Genomic DNA, 16207 nt, shown 5'->3' with positions numbered 1-16207 from the left:
GACCACGGCTAAAATATGGAAAGCCGGCGCTTTCCGAGTGGGAAAGCGCCGGCTTTGGAGTGTTCAGACGGCTGGCTCGCTCAAACGCCGCCAGCGCCGTCCAGCACAGTCACCGAGCGCCGGTTCTGCGACCAGCACGAGATGTCGTTGCAGACGGCGACCGGGCGCTCCTTGCCGTAGGAGACGATGCGCATGCGGTTGCCCTGGATGCCGCGCGAGGAGAGATAGTCGCGCACCGTCTGGGCGCGGCGCGCCGAGAGCGAGAAGTTGTATTCGCGGGTGCCGCGCTCGTCGGCATGGCCTTCGACGACGAAGGTGTAGCGCGGATAGCGCTGCAGCCAGGCCGACTGCTTGTCCAGGGTCGAGACGGCGGTCGAGGTCAGGTCGGTGGAGTCGGTCTCGAAGAAGACGCGGTCGCCGACATTGACGACGAAGTCCTGGGTGCTGCCGGGCGTAGCGGCGCCGCCTGCTCCGAAGCCGCTGCCATTGGCATCGGCGTTCTGGTCCTTGGCGCAGGCGCCAAGAGCCAGCGTTGCGGCGATGGCAGCGGCGAAGCGAACGGCACGTCCGCTGGCGAAGAAAGTGGCGAGCATGGGAAACTCCGGGACGAATGAAGATGTCGACGCAAGCTCAAGAGCCTTGCACTTGCGTCATCAATGAAGCGTCAACCTAAACGAGACCTTGCCAGATCAAGGCGAAGTGGCGGCATTGCGGCGTATGGTTAACCAATTCGGATGAAATGTCGGTTCTCGCGCGATGTGGCAAATCCGCACCGCCCCGAGATCAGGAGCCGCCCGGCGTCGCTCAGCGCGCCGCGGTCAGCAGCGGCGACCAGGTCGGGTCCGAAGCGAACGCGGGGGTCGGCACCGGCACTTCGACGCGGCCAGTGATGTCGACCATGTAGAGCTTGCCACCCGACTGGCCGCCGGGATCGCGGAAGAACATGATGTACTGGCCGTTCGGAGCCCAATTCGGCGCCTCGTTGTGGAAACCTTCCGTCAGCAGGCGTTCGCCCGTGCCGTCCGGGCGCATGACGCCGATGGCGAAGCCACCGCTGCCGCGACGCGTGAAGGCGATCAGGTCGCCGCGCGGCGACCATGAAGGTTGCGAATAGGAGCCCTGCCCGAAGGATAGGCGCTTCCCCTCGCCACCGCCCGATCCCATCAAGTAGAGTTGCTGCGAACCGCCGCGATCGCTCTCGAACACGATCTGCGCGCCGTCGGGCGAATAGGACGGCGAAGTGTCGATCGCGCCCGTCGAGGTCAGCCGCGTCGTGGTGCGAGAGCCGATGTCCATCGCGTACAGGTTGGCGTTGCCGCCCTGCTGCAGACTGAGCGCGATACGCGCGCCATTGGGGGAGAAGCGTGGGCTCGAGGTCATGTCGGGGAAATTGCCGACGACCTGGCGCTGCCCGGTTTCGATGTTCAGGACATGCACGCGCGGCTGCTCGCCCAGGCGCTGCGACATGTAGGTCACTTCTTGGGAGACCGGCGAGTAGCGCGGGGTCACCACCGAGACATCGCCATTCGTCAGGTAGCGCACATTGGCACCGTCCTGGTCCATGATCGCGAGCCGCTTGCGGCGGTTCTCCTTGGTGCCGGACTCGTCGACGAACACGACGCGCGTGTCGAAGAAGCCGCCCACGCCGGTGATCTTGGTGAAGATCGCGTCCGAAATGATGTGGCCGACGCGCCGGGCATTGTTGGGGTCGGTGAAATATTGCTGCCCGTCCGTCTGCGTGCCCGTCGAGACGTCCCAGAGCCGGAACTCCGCGCGGATGCGGCCGGAATCACGCGAGACGCGACCGGTCACGAGGGCCTGCACGCCAGCGGCCTTCCAGAGCTCAAACTGCGGCGCCGCATCGAAGGGCGGGTTCTTCTCGGGGTGCCGGCCCTTGTCGATCGGCGTGAAATAGCCGCAGCGCTTGAGATTGTTGGTGATCACGCCGGAGACCAGGACACCGCCCTCGCCCGCGAAATCCGCGATCGCGATCGGCAATGGCTGGAAGGAGCCGCCGCGCAGGTCGATCACGAGTTCGGCACGCGCAGCCGCAGGCACCAGCAGCGAGGCGCCGGCCAGCGCCAGCGCGCGGCGGCGGGTCAGGCCGGTTCCAGCGACATCGGTCACATCGGACTGCGCCGACTGAAGTCCGGCCGGCAGGAATTTTGTGGGAAAGCGGGTCACAGCACGTCCCTTGCGTCGAAGTTGACGACGACGTCTCGCCAGTCGTCGTAGTAGGAGGCGAATTGAGCCGGAATGCGCAAAGGCGCGCAGCGGCGGGTTGCGGTCAGGGCCGAATCGGCCGCTACGCGAAACAGCGGATCCGACGAGGAGTTGATCACGCCGGGCGTGCCCGCCAGCGACCCGTCGGTATTGAGTTTCATGCGCACCGACGGCACGACCTGACCCTTGGCGTTGGCCAGCGCGATCGGCACGTTCCAGCACTTCAGGAGCTGGTCCTGGATGATCCCGACCAGTTGCGCCCGCAGCGAAGGGCTCAGCTTCTGCGCGGAGCCGCGCTCGGTGCCCAGCGAGGCCGTGCGATTAACCTGCGGCGCCGACGAACCCGACGATTGCGCCGGCTGCTTGGACTGAAGCAGCTTGTCGATATCGTTGGCATTGAAATTCTTGGCGATCTCGGCCTCGCGCTTGGCCTTGGCCTCAGCCTCCTGCTTGGCCTTGGCGGCAGCAGCGATCTTGGCTTTCGCCTCAGCTTCGGCCTTCGCCTTTGCCTGGGCCTCGGCCTTTTCCTTGGCCTCCTCCTCGGCTTCAGCCTTCGCAACCGCATCGGCCTTCGCCTTTGCGGCAGCGGCCTGCGCGCGCACCTTCTCGGCTTCGGCCTTGGCGAGCGCATCGGCCTTCGCCTTGGTTTCGGCCTCCGTCTTTGCCTTGGCGGCAGCCTTGGCCTCTTCCTCCGCCTTCTTGGCCTGGGATGCGAGCTCGGCCTCCTCGGCCAGGCGCGCGAGCTCCTCGCGCTTCTCCTGGGCTTCGGCCTTGGCCTGCGCCTCGCTCTTCTGCGGCGGCTGCGGCTTCACGGGCTCCGGCGGCTTGGGCAGCGGCTCAGCCTTGGGCAGCGCGGCGGCGCGCGTTGGCGGAGGCGGAGCCGTGGCATTCTCATCGGCGGTCTTGAGGTCGGCCGGGCGCGTCGGCGGCGCCGGCGTGTCCTGCTTGGCCTCGCCCGCTTCCTTACGCTCGACGATCTCGGACTGGCGCTCGGCGCGCGGGGTCGGCTGGGCCTGGACCTTCTCGGCCTTGCGCTCGCCGCGTGTGACCTGGTTCAGCGTGCTGGGGTCGACGACCTCGACGGCGATCGCCTCCTCATTCTCCGGCAAGGGCGCAGGCGCCGAGAACGCCAGCAACCCCGCGACGAGAAACGTCGCGTGGCCCAGCGCCGACATCACCATGCCCGGTTCGGAGGTCGATAGCTTCACAGCCGTTGAGCCCTCACTTATGCCAGTTCTCAGCGCGCCGGTTCGGTGACCAGCGCGACGCGCTTGAAACCGGCCGACGTGATGGTCGACATCACCGAGGCGACGCGGCCGTAATCGACCATGCGATCGCCGCGGACATAGACGCGCTGATCGTAGCCGTCCTTGGCAAGACCCTGCAGCTTCATCACCAGGTCAGGCTCCAGCGTCGGCTGGTCCTGCAGGAAGATCTGGCCCTTGCCGTCGATGGCGATGGTGATCGGCTTCTGGTCGACATTGATCGGCTTGGCGCCGGTCTGCGGCAGGTCCAGCGGCACGCCAGTCGCGATCAGCGGCGCCGCGACCATGAAGATGATCAGCAACACCAGCATGACGTCGATGAATGGCGTCATGTTGATCTCGGCGATGGCGCCGTGACGACGACCGCGCTTGCCGCGTCGTCCGCCGGACTTGGCCCTGGATGCTGCTGACATGCCCATTTCGCTAACCCCTCAGGCCGCCAGCCGTTCGTCGATCTGCCGCGACAGGATCGCGGAGAACTCGTCGGCAAAGGCCTCGAGGCGGTTCTGGGCCTTGGCGACCTCGGCTTGCAGCTTGTTGTAGGCCATCAGCGCGGGAATGGCGGCGAAGAGGCCGATCGCGGTGGCAAACAGCGCCTCGGCGATGCCCGGCGCGACGACGGCGAGCGACGAATTCTTGGAGACCGCGATCGCGGTGAACGAATGCATGATGCCCCAGACCGTGCCGAACAGGCCGATGAAGGGCGCAGCCGACGCGATCGTCGAAAGCACCAACAGCTTCGACTCGAGCCGTTCGGTCTCGCGCTGAATGGTGACGTCGAGCACCTTGTCGATGCGCTGGGACAGGCTGGCGACCGAGCGCCCGCCATTCTCGAAGGAGCGCTTCCACTCCCGCATCGCAGCGACGAAGACCGCAGCCATGTCGTTGGCCGGCTTGTTCGAGAGATCGCGATAGAGGTCTTCGAGCGAGCGCCCGGACCAGAAACCTTCCTCGAAGGCATCCATGTCCTTGCGGGTGCGGCGATACAGGATGGTCTTGTCGATGATGATCGACCAGCACCAGATCGATGCACCGATCAGGCCCATCATGACGAGCTTGACGACGATATGGGCGTGCCAGAACAGTGTCCAGAACGACATATCGATCGGCGGCGCCGCTTGCACGACATCGGCGGGGTTCATCTATGTCATTCCTTCTGCCTGGCGACCCGGCACAGCCTTGCCGCACGCGTCGCGGAAGACCCGCGCCGCCGCCCGATCCGCGATCCGGGGAACTGCCTGCCTCCGTCAATCGCTTGTGAATCCGGCGAAAGATGGGCGCAAACAGGGTTTCCTACGGAACGCTGCTCCGCACCGAGTTAAGCCTCCGGCAAGGTTAATGCCCGGTATACGCCACAGCTGAACCCGCTGCGTCGAGAGCGCGCAGGGCCAGAAAAGCAAAAAAAGCCCGCCCCGGTTTTCCGGGGCGGGCTTAGCTACTCTACGTCAGCGCATGAGAGCGTGCGGTTAGTGGGCTGGCGGAGGCGTCACATCGCCGGCGCGGCGCTCTGCCATGAACTGGTCGAACTCGGCCTTGTCGCGGGCCATGCGCAGGCGCCCAAGGAAGTCCTGGAACTCGCGCTGTTCGTCCTCGAGACGGCGCAGCGTCTCATGACGATACTCGTCGAAGGCGCGGTTTCCGCTCGCAGGACCGCGATTCCAACCGCCGCCGAAGCCTCCGCCCTCGCCGCCCATGCGCTGGCGCAGACGCTCCATCTTATCCTGCAGACGGCTCATCCTATATTCGTATCGTCCGGCATGCCCGCAACCCATGCGTCCACTCCCTAACGTAAAGGCCAGGGTCGCCAGACCCAAGGGCCACCACACGATGAAGCCGAGAACCGTGAAGGCGATCCAGGCTCCTCGTCCAAACTCGTCCAGCTTCGCAACAATCGGCATCTCGACCCTCTCTGATCAAGCGTGAATGTAAATCACATTTACATAATTGGATGCAACGGCGCGGCTTGTCAAGATCGTAGCGAAAAAAGCGCGTTTCAGGCGCCTTTGGCGGGTCCCAGGCCCAGCCCCTGCAGATAGATGAGCATGCCAGCCTCGAGCAGTTCGGCCGCCGTCATCGGCAGCGGCCGCCGGCCGCCATCCGCGCGCCCGAACAGCGCCGCAACGCCATGCGACATCGACCAGACATGCAGCGCCATCATCAGTGCAGGTGGACGATTGCCGGCCGGGAGCAAAGCGATCAGCGCCTCCGATGCCTGGCGGAGCCCCTGGAAGGCCCGATCGGCGGCGCTCCGTAGTTCCGGACTGGCATCGAGCGGCACCCCCGCCTCGAACATCGCGGAATAATAGGCGGGCTCGTCATGGGCAAAGGCTAGATAGGCCCGGCCAATGCGGTGGAAAGCCGTCTCGGGATCGGGTTTTCCCTGGTCCCAGGCGCGCGCCAGGGCGGCTTCGAAAACCTCGAAACCGCGCGCAGCGACATCGGCGAGCAGGGCATCCTTGTCGCGGTAGTGCCGGTAAGGCGCAGCCGGGCTGACCCCGGCGACCCGCGCCGCTTCGGCGAAGGTGAAGCCGTTGGGACCCTTCTCGCCGATCAGGCCGAGCGCGGCACGCACCAGCTCCTCCTTGAGGTTGCCGTGATGATAGCCGCGGGGCGGATCGGGGTTGTTGCGCTTCCAGCTCATGTATCGAGCGCTAACATGGCACTGGGCGGCCGTCGACCGCTCAGTCTTCCAGCATCAGTCGCCGGCGCAGGCCATCGGGAATGCGCCGTGCCCTGCCGCCACCGACGCAGGCGACGAGGACCTGTGCCGTGATCAGCACGTCACCGCCGCGCAGCACGCGCTGCTCCACATCCATCGTCGCCCCGCGCGCCGCCACGGATCGCGTCTCGACGGTCAGCAGGTCGTCCATCACGGCGGGCCGCAGGAAATCGATTGTCATCCTCCGGACGGCAAATCCGAGCGCAGTCTCGCCATCGAAGAGCTCGCGCTGCTCGATGCCGAGCGAGCGGATCAGTTCGGTGCGGCCACGCTCCATGAAGCGCAGATAAGAGGCGTGATAGACGACGCCCGAGAAGTCGGTGTCCTCGTAGTAGACGCGAACGGAGAGGCGGTGGGTCTGGCTCATGGTGTTCCGAAACGGATTCAGGGCGATCGGGCATGCATAAGCCAATGCCCGCTCCATCGGAATGGTCGGAACCGCCGGGCGGCCCCGGCGTTTCTCCATTTCGTGATTTCAGCAAGGGAGGTCCGGATATGGCCCAATCAAACAAGGCGACCGCGAGGCTGCTGGACAAGACCGAACGCGACCTCGTCGCCGCGACCGGGCGGACGATGATCGGCGAGCGTTCCGACGCGGAGCTGACCGACCTCGCCGCCAAGTTGCGCGAACGTCGTGACAAGGCCCGCGACGGCGCGAGGCGGCAGAAGCGCGAGATGCGCGGCAAGGCCGAGCCGAAGGGCGCAAAGGCTGCCAGCGACAACACCGGGACCAAGGCGAAGGCCGATGCCCTGACCGCCGCGCTAAAGCGCCTCGGTGCCGAGCGCACGCGCCGGGCCGAGAAGGCCAAGGCCCCGAGCCAGCGCAGCCTCGCCAGGAAGGCGCTCGCGCTCAAGCAGCGCGAACGCTCGCGCAGCCAGCCAAAAGACCGCACGCCAGGCAAGGGCATGCAGCCCATCGAAAATCCGAAAGCGGCAAAATCCGGTGCCTTGAACGATGCCGGCGCGCGGCCTGCAATGATGCGCGCCAAGATCGCTCGCCAGTGACGACCCCGGTCAGGGTGTGCAGGGCTTCTTCATGAAAGATCCGCACGAATAAGGCTGCGAAAGCGATTGGCGGACGCCGAGATCCCTGCCGTCATGGCGGTTCACGATATCGTCGATCCGCCAGTCGCCATCTTCCTCGATCAGGCTGAAGCGCACGCTCGTCGGCTGCTTGAAGCTGGTAAAGCTGGCCGTGACCTCGGCCTTGCCGCCTTCGGGCTTGCGCGTCACCGCGACGCGCAGGCCTTTGACCTCGCCGTCCTGCCCGCCGATGAACGGGTCGTAGCCGAGATGGCCGATCTCCTGCGCCTCTTCCTGGTAGAGATCGTCGCGGGCGAACATGTCCGCGAGGCCGCGGCTGATCAGCCTGTCGCGGTGGGGCGGGCGCCAGGGCGGCTCCACCCCGTCGCCGTTGGGCCCCAACTGCTTCACGACGATGGCATAGGCCTCTCGCACCGGCGCCTCGGGACCGGCGCCGGCCGCGACAGCCGCGCTCAGCGAAAGCCCGAAAACGACGACAGCACCGACCCGCCTCAGCAAACGACGCATCAATCCTCCTCCGCGTCTCCAAACAGACCGAACTGGCCGGTCTCCCGGCTCGGCTCTGGCATACCCAGATGCCGGAACGCATGCGGCGTCAGCAGGCGGCCGCGCGGCGTGCGCTGGATGAAGCCCTGTTGCAGGAGGAAGGGCTCGATGATCTCCTCGATCGCATCGCGCGGCTCCGAGAGCGAGGCGGCGATCGTCTCGATCCCGACAGGCCCGCCACCGAAATTGACGGCCACCATCGTCAGATAGCGCCGGTCCATCTGGTCGAGGCCGATCGCGTCGACATCGAGCAGGGTCAGCGCCTTGTCGGCGACCTTGCGGGTGACGATCGGGTCGCCGTCGACGATGGCGAAATCGCGCACGCGCCGCAGCAGACGGCCGGCGATGCGCGGCGTTCCGCGCGAGCGCTTGGCGATCTCGTTGGCGCCATCGTCCGACATCGCGATGCCGAATACGCGCGCGCCACGCGCCACGATGCCCTGCAACTCCTGCACGGTGTAGAACTGCAGCCGGATCGGGATGCCAAAGCGGTCGCGCAGCGGCGTCGTCAGCAGGCCTGCGCGGGTTGTCGCGCCCACCAGCGTGAACTTCGGCAGGTCGATCTTGACCGAGCGGGCAGCGGGTCCCTCGCCGATGATCAGGTCGAGCTGGTAATCCTCCATCGCGGGATAGAGGATTTCCTCGACCGCCGGGCTGAGGCGGTGGATCTCGTCGATGAAGAGCACGTCGCGCTCCTCGAGATTGGTCAATTGCGCCGCGAGGTCGCCGGCCTTGGCGATCACCGGGCCGGAGGTCGAACGGAAATTCACGCCGAGCTCGCGTGCCACGATCTGAGCCAGCGTCGTCTTGCCCAAGCCCGGCGGCCCGACGAAGAGGACGTGGTCCAGCGCATCGCCGCGCGTCTTGGCAGCGTTGATGAAGACCTGGAGATTGGCGCGCGCGGCAGCCTGCCCGGTAAAGTCGGACAGCGACAGCGGCCGCAGCGAGGTCTCGCTGTCGTCGTCGCGACGCTCAGGCATCACAAGGCGGCGCGGCTCGCTCACAATGCGATCTCCAGTTCGAGCGCATCGCGCACGGGGATGTCCATATAGCCGGTCCGCACGATCGTGGGGATCACCGAGCGATACACGTCGATTGCCTCGACATAGAGGCCCGAAAACCGAAAGCCGTGCCTTTGATAGAAGGTAAGCCCCGGAATATTGTCGTTGGTCACCATGGCGCGCAGCCTGACCGCGCCCTTGGCGCGCGCGGCGGCCTTGACGGCTTCGAGCAGCTCGACGGCGATGCCCTTGCCGGGATTGAGCGACAGCAGCGCACAGAGAAGGGCGGTGTCGCCATCGGTCGTCCAGCTTGCGAGCGCGAGCGTCGCGCCCTGATCGTCTTGGAGCCCAAGCAGGTCGATCTCGGCACAGTCATAGGTGTTCAGGCCGATCATCATGCGATGAGAGCCCCAATTGGCCATCATCAGCGCAAGGAAGTCGTGTTTGTCCTCGACCGGACGGATGATGAAGGGAGGCGCGCCGGCGCTCATTTGGAGAGCTCCTTCAGGCCCAGCTTGATCAGTTGCGCGGTACCGGCGCCCTCGCCCGCCTCTCGCGCCGCGGCAGCGACCGCGGCAACGGCCTGCGCCTGCGGATAGCCGAGATTGCTCAGCGCCGAGACGGCATCGGCCACAGGCTGAGGTAGTTTGCGATCCGCCAACGCGCCGGCGAGTTGCGCCACGCCCGGGTCGATATGGCCGAAGGCGGGCGCCTTGTCCTTGAGCTCCGCGCAAAGCCGCTGGGCGAGCTTGGGCCCGACGCCGGGCGCGCGCGCCACCGCTGCCTTGTCATTGGTGGCGATCGCGGTAGCGAGCGCGGCTGGCTCGAGCGTCGACAGGATGGCGAGCGCGACCTTGGCGCCGACGCCCTGCACCACCTGCATCAGGCGAAACCAGTCGCGCTCATTGTCGGACATGAAGCCGTAGAGACGGATTGCGTCCTCGCGCACATGCGTCTCGATCGAGAGCGCGGCCGCCTCCCCGGGCTTGGGCAGGCGCTGCAGTGTCCGCGACGAGCACTGCACGACATAGCCGACGCCCTGGACGTCGAGGATGACGTGATCCTCGCCATAGGAATCGATGACGCCTTTCAGCTTGCCGATCATATGCGGATTCCGCTGCGTTTCATCCGGGTGAGGCTCATCTCAGGCGCTCGCACGCATCTGCGCCACGAGCGAGCGCATGCCGCGATGCTGGGCATGGCAGATCGCCACGGCGAGCGCATCCGCCGCATCGGCCGATGTGGTGTTCGCCTTCGGCAATAGCACGCGGATCATCATCTGGACCTGCTTTTTGTCGGCGTGACCGACACCCACGACGGTCTTCTTGACGAGATTGGCGGCATATTCGGCGACGCTCAGCCCTGCGATTGCGGGGACCACCATCGCGATGCCGCGCGCCTGGCCAAGCTTCAGCGCCGATTGCGGATCGCGATTGACGAATGTTTCCTCGACCGCGACCTCGTCGGGTTCATAGGAGGTGATCACCCTGGCGAGGCCGTCGTGAAGCTGCCGCAGGCGCTCAGACAGCGGCAGCGTGCCGTCGCTCTCGACGCAGCCGCAGCCGACGAAGGAGAGCTTGCTGCCCTCGGAGAGGACGATCCCCCAGCCCGTCTTCCGAAGGCCCGGGTCGATGCCGAGAATGCGAATCAGTGGCGCCATGACGGGCTCAGCCTAATGCTTGTTTTCGTTTTGTGCTCGTCCAGCCTTCGCATCGATTCAGTGAGCAGATTGATAACATCACAAGGAAACGCTTGATCGCCTGCACGATCGGACGATGGTGAGCGCAGCCTTTGCCTCCGCTTGCGTGATCCGATGCCCGCCCTCCTCGCCTCAATGTTTCCCGGCCTTTCAGCGACGGGCATCGCAATCCTGCTTGCAGCCACCCTGCTCGGCGGGCTCGTACGCGGCTTCACCGGCTTCGGTTTCGCCATGGTGTTCATGCCCTTGGCCTCGATCGTGCTCGGCCCGGTCGCGGCGCTCGGCCTGATCTGGTTCATCGACCTGCCCTTCGCATTGCCCATAGCCGCGCGCAGCGCCAAGCAGGCGGAATGGCGCGAGGTGCTGCCGCTGCTGCTGACCGCGACGCTCGCCCTGCCCGCCGGCATCTGGCTGCTGATCTGGCTCGACCGCGAAACCATGCGCTGGATCCTGGCGGCGCTGGTGCTGACGGCGGTCGCGCTGATGGCCTCGGGCTGGCGCTATCACGGCCGCCCCGGCATCCCTCTTTCGCTCGGCGTCGGGGTGCTCTCGGGGCTGTTCAACGGCATGGCCTCGATCGGCGGCATGCCGCTCGCCGTGTTCTGGCTCGGCGCCCAGCGCAACGACCGTCACAAGAGCCGCGCCAACCTCCAGACCTTTTTCGGGATCTCGACGCTGATCTCGGGCGCCGTGCTCTGGTACAAGGGCATCCTCACCCTTCAGGCGGCGATGACGGCGTTGCCGTTGTTCGCAGTCTACGGAGCCGGCCTGTGGGCCGGCGTACATGGCTTTCGCGTGTCCTCGGAGGAGGGATTCCGCAAGATCGCCTATCTCGTGATCTTCCTCAGCGCCTTCGTCAGCCTGCCGTTCTGGGACGGGCTGATCGGGCGGTAGGCCTCGCCGTCATTGCGAGCGTAGCGAAGCAATCCAGGGGCGGCCGAGCTCTACGTCCGACTGGATTGCTTCGCTACGCTCGCAATGACGGTGTGCTCGATGCCTCAGGCGCCGAGCTTTGCCATGATGTCGTCGGCGATCTCGAAATTGGCGAAGACGTTCTGGACGTCGTCGTCATTGTCGAGCGCTTCCATCAGGCGCATCATCGAGGCCGCCTTCTCTTCGTCCAGCGGGGCCGTCGTGGTCGGGCGCCAGACCGGCTTGGCCGAGGCAGGCGCACCCAGCGCCGTTTCCAGCGCCTTGGAGACCTCGTTCAGGGAATCGAAGGCGCACAGGATGGTGTGGCCGTTCTCGTCGCTGATGACATCGTCGGCGCCGGCTTCGATCGCCGCTTCCATGACCTTGTCTGCGTCGCCGGCGGTCAGCGGATAGCTGACCTCGCCGACGCGATTGAACATGAACGACACCGAGTTGCTCTCGCCCATCGCGCCGCCCGACTTGGTGAAGTAGGAGCGCACGGCGGAGGCGGTGCGGTTGCGGTTGTCGGTCAGCGCCTCGACGATGACGGCGGCACCGCCGGGGCCATAGCCCTCGTAGCGAACCTCGTCGTAGTTGTCGCCCTCGCCGCCGGCCGCCTTGTTGATGGCGCGCTGGATGTTGTCCTTGGGCATGTTTTCCGCGCGCGCGGCGATCACAGCCATGCGCAGGCGCGGATTCATGTTGGGGTCGGGCATGCCCAGCTTGGCGGCGACGGTGATTTCGCGTCCGAGCTTCGAGAACAGCTTGGCGCGTACCGCGTCCTGCTTGCCCTTGCGGTGCATGATGTTCTTGAACTGGGAATGGCCGGCCATGGGAATTCAGCCTCTTGGTCTGAGATCGGTCGAGATGGCACCTATAGCTCTTGCAAGAGCGTGCGGCGGATTGTCGGCCTTATAGGCGCTTTTGCGCGCAGGCAAGACGGCATGGCGCGATGATGACGCGTAGACTTGCCTGACACCACGTTGGCGCAGCATATCATGGGTGGCGTCCCCAGCCCGAGTATCCCAATGCGTCTCGAAACACCCAACCAGCCAGCCGGCGGCTCATCCTTTCTCGGCGCCGATATCGTCTCCGTCGATGCCGTCCCCGCGGGTGCGGTCGCTACGATCGGCATTCCCGGCGCGACGCCCTATGGGTCGGGCGCCCCGCTCTGCGGCCCGGCGCCAGCGGCCATCCGCGCCGCAAGCCAGCGCCATGTCGCTAATCGCGGTCATTTCGATTTCGACCTGGGCGGCCCGCTGCTTCCCGCCGGCGCTACGCTGGTGGATTGCGGCGACATCGCCTTCGAACCCAGCGACTTCGCCGGAAACCGCGCACGCATACAGGCGACCTTCGCCGCCCTGCTCAAGCGGGGCGCGGCGCCGCTGTTGCTCGGCGGCGATGACAGCGTGCAGATTCCAGCACTCGCGGCCTTCGCCGCGCATACCGACATCACCATCCTCCAAATCGATGCGCATATCGACTGGCGCGACGAGGTCCAGGGCGAGCGCCTGGGCCTCTCGAGCACGATGCGACGGACCTCGGAACTGCCGGGCGTCAAGAAGATGGTCCAGGTCGGCGCACGCGGCATGGGCAGCGCCCGCCCCTCCGACGTCGCCGACGCGCGCATTGCCGGCGCCGAACTCATCGACATGCACACACTGCGGGCGAAGGGATTCGGCCACGCCATCCAATGCGTGCCGCAGGGCCGGCCGGTCGTCGTCTGCCTCGACCTCGACGGGCTCGACCCAGCGGTTATGCCAGCGGTTTCGGGCTTCGCGCCGGGTGGCCTCGGCTATGGCGATGTCGTCGCACTGCTCACCGGCGTCGCCGAGTGCGCGCCGATCATCGGCTTCAACATCGTCGAGCTCGTGCCGGAAAACGATATTGGCGACCTCGGCGTCCGCACGGCCTGCAAGCTGGCGATGCTGGCCGCGGGACTGCTGGCGCGGAGCGTGAGATCCTAGCCGCCCGAAGTCCTCATCCCGAGAAGCCGTTCCGGCAGGAATGGCTTCTCGGGATGAGGACTGAGGAGAAGCGGGCGGGTGGCAGCCTACTTCAGCCATCCCGTCGGCAGCGCCTCGCTCAGATGTGGCCCGACCCTGACCGGCCAGACGGCCCTGGCGAGGCCCGTAGCATCGTCGATCTCGACGGCGACGCCCGACAGGGTGCCCTCACCGGTTGCGGGCTCGAGCCTTGCACCCGGCGTCTTGTGCAGGAAGCGCCGGATCGGCTCATCCTTCTGCATGCCGAGGATCGAATCGTAGTCGCCGCACATGCCGGCATCTGACTGGTAGGCGGTGCCGCCTGGCAGGATACGCGTATCGGCGGTCGGCGAATGGGTATGCGTGCCGACGACGAGGCTGGCACGCCCGTCGAGGAAATAGCCCGCCGCCTGCTTCTCGCTGGTCGCCTCGGCGTGGAAATCGACGATCACGGCATCGGCGACCTCGCCCAGCGGGCAGGCACCCAGTTCGCGTTCCATGGCGGCGAAGGGGTCGTCGAGCGCATCCATGAAGACGCGCCCCATCGCATTGACCACGAGGACGCGGGCGCCGTTGCGGGCCTCGATCACGGTTGCACCACGGCCCGGCGTGCCCTTGGGATAATTCGCCGGCCGCACCAGCCTGTCCTGGCGTTCGATGAAGACGAGCGCCTCGCGCTGGTCCCAGGAGTGATTGCCGAGCGTGACGGCGTCGGCGCCGGCCGCGAGCAACTCGTCGCAGATCGCCTCCGTGATGCCGAATCCTCCTGCGGCGTTCTCGCCATTGATCACGACGCAGTCGAGCGACCAATCCTTGCGAAGGCCCGGCAGGCGTTCCTGCACGGCGATCCGTCCAGGACGGCCGACGACATCACCAAGGAAGAGAAAGCGCATGAGAGGGGTTCCAGAGGGGTTTCGAAGAGCAACGTTGCCGCTTCCGTGACCCGAACCGCCTCAAGAATCAACCTGAGCGCTTGAGCCGCGCGTGATCATGTCCCGCTCGGTGACAATCCAGTCCAGCCGGCGGTCATGGTCTTCATCGGGCACATTCTCGACCTCCTGGGCGGCGTAGGCGATGCCGATCGTCAGCGCCGGGCCAATCTCCGAGAGCGCGCGGTCATAATAGCCGCGACCATAGCCGATCCGGTGGCAGCGGCGGTCGAAGGCGGCCATGGGCACCAGCAGGATTCCGGGCTGTATCTCGCGCTGGGCGGGATCTGGGACCAGCGTTCCGAAGCCGCCGGGAACCAGCGGTTCATAGGGCGCCCAGCGCCGGAAGATCATGCGGCGGTCGACGATGGCCGGCAGGCACAACGGCACGCCGCGCTCATGCAGAGCCTCGAGCACCGGACGCGGATCGGCCTCCGAGCGCATCGGCCAATAAGCCGAGACCGGGCCGATATCCCGCCCATCCGCACGCGGATGGTCCACAGTACCCAGTAAGGTGTCGAAGATGGCGAGGACGCACTGCGTGATGGCGCTATCCCATTCGAGCCGGTCATCGATCTCCAGATCGTCGCGGCGCGACAGCGCCTTGGCCCTCAGGGCCGACTTGCGCATCCGGATCTCGTCGGTGGGAGCGTCTGTCATGGGAGAAAAGTGCGGAGCCACCTTGGCCGTGGAGTTTCGATCCCGGGACACCTACAAAGTAGGTGGGCGCCGTGTGTCCGGGTCCAGGGACCCAGTCAGGGACAGCTCCCTAGGGAGTCGTATGGGCCCGGGAATACATGCTCTGCACGCACCAGCCAGCCCCGCCCGGACAATGTAGGCAATGCATCGCCAAAGCGCCAGTGGCAGATTGGTCGCGATGCGCCTCAACCCACAGGGCTGGGGATCAGGCTGCGCGCGATCCCCTCGATCCGCTCGGCAGCCAGCGCCAGCGCCTCGGCAGCCCGCTCCTCGAGCTCGCCGATGCGCTGGTCGGCGGCGCCGGCATCGCCCTCGCGCGCCGACAGCTGCGTCTCGAGCGCAGCCACCCGCTGCTTCAGTTCCGAGACCTCGTCGGCCACCATCAGGGCCGCCATGACATGCAGGCGCATGTCGCCGATCTCTCCGAAGGCCTGCCTCATCTCGTCGATCTTGCCGTCATAAAGCAGGGCAAGCCCCTCCAGATGCGGCTCCTCGCCCTCGCCGCACGCCATGCGATAGGCCTTGCCGGCGATGGTCACGTTGACTTGCGGCATTCCCGCCTCCGCTCAAATGTCCTGGTCGGCAGGTTCCGGCGTCGCCCGCGCGATCACCGCGCCGACGACGTTCATGGCCCGCTCCAGGCGCTGGTCGACGTCGGCCGCGGCGGTCTCGACCGCACCCAGGCGCGACATCGCGCCGTCGAGTTCGGAGGCGAGCCTTGCGCGGTCGTCCTGCATCAGGGTCAGTTCGGTTTCCAGATTGGCGCGCCCCCGCTCCGCCTCGGTGCGGCGACGGGCAGCGGCTTCCAGCTGCGACAGCGCGCTGTCGAGGCGCGCCAGGGCGTTCTCCAGCATCAGGCTAGCCACAGTCCATCTCCCCTCTTGAAAGCCGGCTCTACGATTCGAGAGACTAGCGCAAATCGCAGCGCGAGTGTGAATCGCCGGAGGCCGCGACGCTTCCGATCCCAAGGGTTTGCTGGGGATTGCTCAGGCGATGGATGGGGCCTGCCGTCCACTGACGTTATGGCAAGGACGTCTCTATCGAATTGACTCCGGTCGCGCCCGCAGCCTAATCCGACCGCGAACGTCAGATTGCCGAGAGCATGATCAATCGACCGCCGCCGTCCTGCCGCTGCGCAGGGGCCGGTTGCGGCCTTGTCCCCATTGCCGGCGGGAGCCAGAGATA

Annotated in this window: 21 protein-coding genes and 1 other RNA gene; 3 read left to right on the top strand and 19 right to left on the bottom strand. The window is 66.2% G+C overall.

Going from position 1 to position 16207, the window contains the following annotated elements:
• Window positions 1–80 precede the first annotated feature (80 nt).
• From pal to ybgC, 8 genes are all read right to left on the bottom strand, one after another.
• The gene (gene pal / locus AC1D2L_RS21650; RefSeq protein WP_476847961.1) at window positions 81–593 is read right to left on the bottom strand and encodes a peptidoglycan-associated lipoprotein Pal; all 513 of its coding nucleotides are present in this window, start codon (window positions 591–593) and stop codon (window positions 81–83) included.
• A gap of 211 nt (window positions 594–804) precedes the next feature.
• Window positions 805–2064 carry a Tol-Pal system beta propeller repeat protein TolB gene (tolB, locus tag AC1D2L_RS21645; protein WP_476847981.1) on the bottom strand — a complete coding sequence of 420 codons (1260 nt, stop codon included), beginning with the start codon at window positions 2062–2064 and terminating at the stop codon, window positions 805–807.
• 116 nt (window positions 2065–2180) lie between these two features.
• Window positions 2181–3431, bottom strand: coding sequence for a cell envelope integrity protein TolA (gene tolA / locus AC1D2L_RS21640; protein WP_476847960.1), 1251 nt, complete (start codon window positions 3429–3431; stop codon window positions 2181–2183).
• Window positions 3432–3460: 29 nt separating this feature from the next.
• Window positions 3461–3907: an ExbD/TolR family protein gene (locus AC1D2L_RS21635; RefSeq protein WP_476847959.1), complete on the bottom strand. Its 447-nt coding sequence runs from the start codon at window positions 3905–3907 to the stop codon at window positions 3461–3463.
• A gap of 12 nt (window positions 3908–3919) precedes the next feature.
• Window positions 3920–4630, bottom strand: coding sequence for a protein TolQ (gene tolQ / locus AC1D2L_RS21630; protein ID WP_476847958.1), 711 nt, complete (start codon window positions 4628–4630; stop codon window positions 3920–3922).
• Window positions 4631–4954: 324 nt separating this feature from the next.
• Window positions 4955–5386, bottom strand: a complete 432-nt coding sequence (locus AC1D2L_RS21625; protein WP_476847957.1) for a DUF2852 domain-containing protein — start codon at window positions 5384–5386, stop codon at window positions 4955–4957.
• 95 nt (window positions 5387–5481) lie between these two features.
• Window positions 5482–6129 carry a TetR/AcrR family transcriptional regulator gene (locus AC1D2L_RS21620; RefSeq protein ID WP_476847956.1) on the bottom strand — a complete coding sequence of 216 codons (648 nt, stop codon included), beginning with the start codon at window positions 6127–6129 and terminating at the stop codon, window positions 5482–5484.
• A 40-nt stretch (window positions 6130–6169) separates the two neighbouring features.
• Window positions 6170–6574 carry a tol-pal system-associated acyl-CoA thioesterase gene (ybgC, locus tag AC1D2L_RS21615; protein WP_476847955.1) on the bottom strand — a complete coding sequence of 135 codons (405 nt, stop codon included), beginning with the start codon at window positions 6572–6574 and terminating at the stop codon, window positions 6170–6172.
• A 128-nt stretch (window positions 6575–6702) separates the two neighbouring features.
• Here ybgC and AC1D2L_RS21610 point away from each other — a divergent pair, with 128 nt between their 5' ends.
• A complete protein-coding gene (locus tag AC1D2L_RS21610; RefSeq protein ID WP_476847954.1) occupies window positions 6703–7212 on the top strand; it encodes a hypothetical protein in 510 nt (169 codons plus the stop codon).
• 9 nt (window positions 7213–7221) lie between these two features.
• On the opposite strand, the gene AC1D2L_RS21605 is transcribed toward AC1D2L_RS21610, so the two are convergent.
• The 5 genes from AC1D2L_RS21605 to ruvC are packed head-to-tail and all read right to left on the bottom strand — an operon-like array spanning window position 7222 to window position 10458.
• A complete protein-coding gene (locus AC1D2L_RS21605; RefSeq protein WP_476847953.1) occupies window positions 7222–7758 on the bottom strand; it encodes a DUF3828 domain-containing protein in 537 nt (178 codons plus the stop codon).
• Complete coding sequence (gene ruvB, locus AC1D2L_RS21600; RefSeq protein ID WP_476847980.1) at window positions 7758–8777, bottom strand: Holliday junction branch migration DNA helicase RuvB; 1020 nt, start codon at window positions 8775–8777, stop codon at window positions 7758–7760. The genes AC1D2L_RS21605 and ruvB overlap by 1 nt, the downstream gene beginning before the upstream one ends.
• 20 nt (window positions 8778–8797) lie before the next feature.
• Window positions 8798–9289: a GNAT family N-acetyltransferase gene (locus AC1D2L_RS21595; protein ID WP_476847952.1), complete on the bottom strand. Its 492-nt coding sequence runs from the start codon at window positions 9287–9289 to the stop codon at window positions 8798–8800.
• Window positions 9286–9903 (bottom strand): Holliday junction branch migration protein RuvA, encoded by a 618-nt coding sequence (gene ruvA / locus AC1D2L_RS21590; RefSeq protein WP_476847951.1) that lies wholly within the window; start codon window positions 9901–9903, stop codon window positions 9286–9288. Before ruvA ends, AC1D2L_RS21595 begins: the two co-directional genes overlap by 4 nt.
• 39 nt (window positions 9904–9942) lie before the next feature.
• A complete protein-coding gene (ruvC, locus tag AC1D2L_RS21585; RefSeq protein ID WP_476847950.1) occupies window positions 9943–10458 on the bottom strand; it encodes a crossover junction endodeoxyribonuclease RuvC in 516 nt (171 codons plus the stop codon).
• 153 nt (window positions 10459–10611) lie between these two features.
• Here ruvC and AC1D2L_RS21580 point away from each other — a divergent pair, with 153 nt between their 5' ends.
• On the top strand, window positions 10612–11391 hold the full coding sequence (locus AC1D2L_RS21580; protein ID WP_476847949.1) for a TSUP family transporter: 780 nt from the start codon (window positions 10612–10614) through the stop codon (window positions 11389–11391).
• A 104-nt stretch (window positions 11392–11495) separates the two neighbouring features.
• On the opposite strand, the gene AC1D2L_RS21575 is transcribed toward AC1D2L_RS21580, so the two are convergent.
• Window positions 11496–12242, bottom strand: a complete 747-nt coding sequence (locus AC1D2L_RS21575) for a YebC/PmpR family DNA-binding transcriptional regulator (protein ID WP_476847948.1) — start codon at window positions 12240–12242, stop codon at window positions 11496–11498.
• A 195-nt stretch (window positions 12243–12437) separates the two neighbouring features.
• On the opposite strand from AC1D2L_RS21575, the gene AC1D2L_RS21570 reads away from it, so the two are divergent.
• Window positions 12438–13376 (top strand): arginase family protein, encoded by a 939-nt coding sequence (locus tag AC1D2L_RS21570; protein ID WP_476847947.1) that lies wholly within the window; start codon window positions 12438–12440, stop codon window positions 13374–13376.
• A gap of 86 nt (window positions 13377–13462) precedes the next feature.
• On the opposite strand, the gene AC1D2L_RS21565 is transcribed toward AC1D2L_RS21570, so the two are convergent.
• The 5 genes from AC1D2L_RS21565 to AC1D2L_RS21545 all read right to left on the bottom strand — a co-directional run bounded on the left by AC1D2L_RS21565 (window position 13463) and on the right by AC1D2L_RS21545 (window position 15876).
• Window positions 13463–14287, bottom strand: a complete 825-nt coding sequence (locus tag AC1D2L_RS21565) for a TIGR00282 family metallophosphoesterase (protein ID WP_476847946.1) — start codon at window positions 14285–14287, stop codon at window positions 13463–13465.
• A gap of 60 nt (window positions 14288–14347) precedes the next feature.
• Window positions 14348–14983 (bottom strand): 5-formyltetrahydrofolate cyclo-ligase, encoded by a 636-nt coding sequence (locus AC1D2L_RS21560; RefSeq protein ID WP_476847945.1) that lies wholly within the window; start codon window positions 14981–14983, stop codon window positions 14348–14350.
• A gap of 10 nt (window positions 14984–14993) precedes the next feature.
• Window positions 14994–15148: non-coding RNA, 6S RNA (ssrS, locus tag AC1D2L_RS21555), on the bottom strand.
• Window positions 15149–15207: 59 nt separating this feature from the next.
• The gene (locus AC1D2L_RS21550) at window positions 15208–15576 is read right to left on the bottom strand and encodes a cell division protein ZapA (RefSeq protein ID WP_476847944.1); all 369 of its coding nucleotides are present in this window, start codon (window positions 15574–15576) and stop codon (window positions 15208–15210) included.
• A gap of 12 nt (window positions 15577–15588) precedes the next feature.
• The gene (locus AC1D2L_RS21545) at window positions 15589–15876 is read right to left on the bottom strand and encodes a DUF4164 family protein (RefSeq protein WP_476847943.1); all 288 of its coding nucleotides are present in this window, start codon (window positions 15874–15876) and stop codon (window positions 15589–15591) included.
• Window positions 15877–16207 lie beyond the last annotated feature (331 nt).

The organism is Allobosea sp. P1_B10, from assembly GCF_056406735.1.
The sequence above is the reverse complement of the archived record's forward strand: the minus strand, read 5'-3'. Positions and strand labels throughout refer to the sequence as shown.

Coding starts and splice junctions, on each gene's coding strand:
- pal (WP_476847961.1), bottom strand. CDS start 593: ATGCTCGCCACTTTCTTCGCCAGCGGACGTGCCGTTCGCTTCGCCGCT.
- AC1D2L_RS21635 (WP_476847959.1), bottom strand. CDS start 3,907: ATGGGCATGTCAGCAGCATCCAGGGCCAAGTCCGGCGGACGACGCGGC.
- tolQ (WP_476847958.1), bottom strand. CDS start 4,630: ATGAACCCCGCCGATGTCGTGCAAGCGGCGCCGCCGATCGATATGTCG.
- AC1D2L_RS21625 (WP_476847957.1), bottom strand. CDS start 5,386: ATGCCGATTGTTGCGAAGCTGGACGAGTTTGGACGAGGAGCCTGGATC.
- AC1D2L_RS21620 (WP_476847956.1), bottom strand. CDS start 6,129: ATGAGCTGGAAGCGCAACAACCCCGATCCGCCCCGCGGCTATCATCAC.
- ybgC (WP_476847955.1), bottom strand. CDS start 6,574: ATGAGCCAGACCCACCGCCTCTCCGTTCGCGTCTACTACGAGGACACC.
- AC1D2L_RS21610 (WP_476847954.1), top strand. CDS start 6,703: ATGGCCCAATCAAACAAGGCGACCGCGAGGCTGCTGGACAAGACCGAA.
- AC1D2L_RS21605 (WP_476847953.1), bottom strand. CDS start 7,758: ATGCGTCGTTTGCTGAGGCGGGTCGGTGCTGTCGTCGTTTTCGGGCTT.
- ruvB (WP_476847980.1), bottom strand. CDS start 8,777: ATGCCTGAGCGTCGCGACGACGACAGCGAGACCTCGCTGCGGCCGCTG.
- AC1D2L_RS21595 (WP_476847952.1), bottom strand. CDS start 9,289: ATGAGCGCCGGCGCGCCTCCCTTCATCATCCGTCCGGTCGAGGACAAA.
- ruvA (WP_476847951.1), bottom strand. CDS start 9,903: ATGATCGGCAAGCTGAAAGGCGTCATCGATTCCTATGGCGAGGATCAC.
- ruvC (WP_476847950.1), bottom strand. CDS start 10,458: ATGGCGCCACTGATTCGCATTCTCGGCATCGACCCGGGCCTTCGGAAG.
- AC1D2L_RS21580 (WP_476847949.1), top strand. CDS start 10,612: ATGCCCGCCCTCCTCGCCTCAATGTTTCCCGGCCTTTCAGCGACGGGC.
- AC1D2L_RS21575 (WP_476847948.1), bottom strand. CDS start 12,242: ATGGCCGGCCATTCCCAGTTCAAGAACATCATGCACCGCAAGGGCAAG.
- AC1D2L_RS21570 (WP_476847947.1), top strand. CDS start 12,438: ATGCGTCTCGAAACACCCAACCAGCCAGCCGGCGGCTCATCCTTTCTC.
- AC1D2L_RS21565 (WP_476847946.1), bottom strand. CDS start 14,287: ATGCGCTTTCTCTTCCTTGGTGATGTCGTCGGCCGTCCTGGACGGATC.
- AC1D2L_RS21560 (WP_476847945.1), bottom strand. CDS start 14,983: ATGACAGACGCTCCCACCGACGAGATCCGGATGCGCAAGTCGGCCCTG.
- AC1D2L_RS21550 (WP_476847944.1), bottom strand. CDS start 15,576: ATGCCGCAAGTCAACGTGACCATCGCCGGCAAGGCCTATCGCATGGCG.
- AC1D2L_RS21545 (WP_476847943.1), bottom strand. CDS start 15,876: ATGCTGGAGAACGCCCTGGCGCGCCTCGACAGCGCGCTGTCGCAGCTG.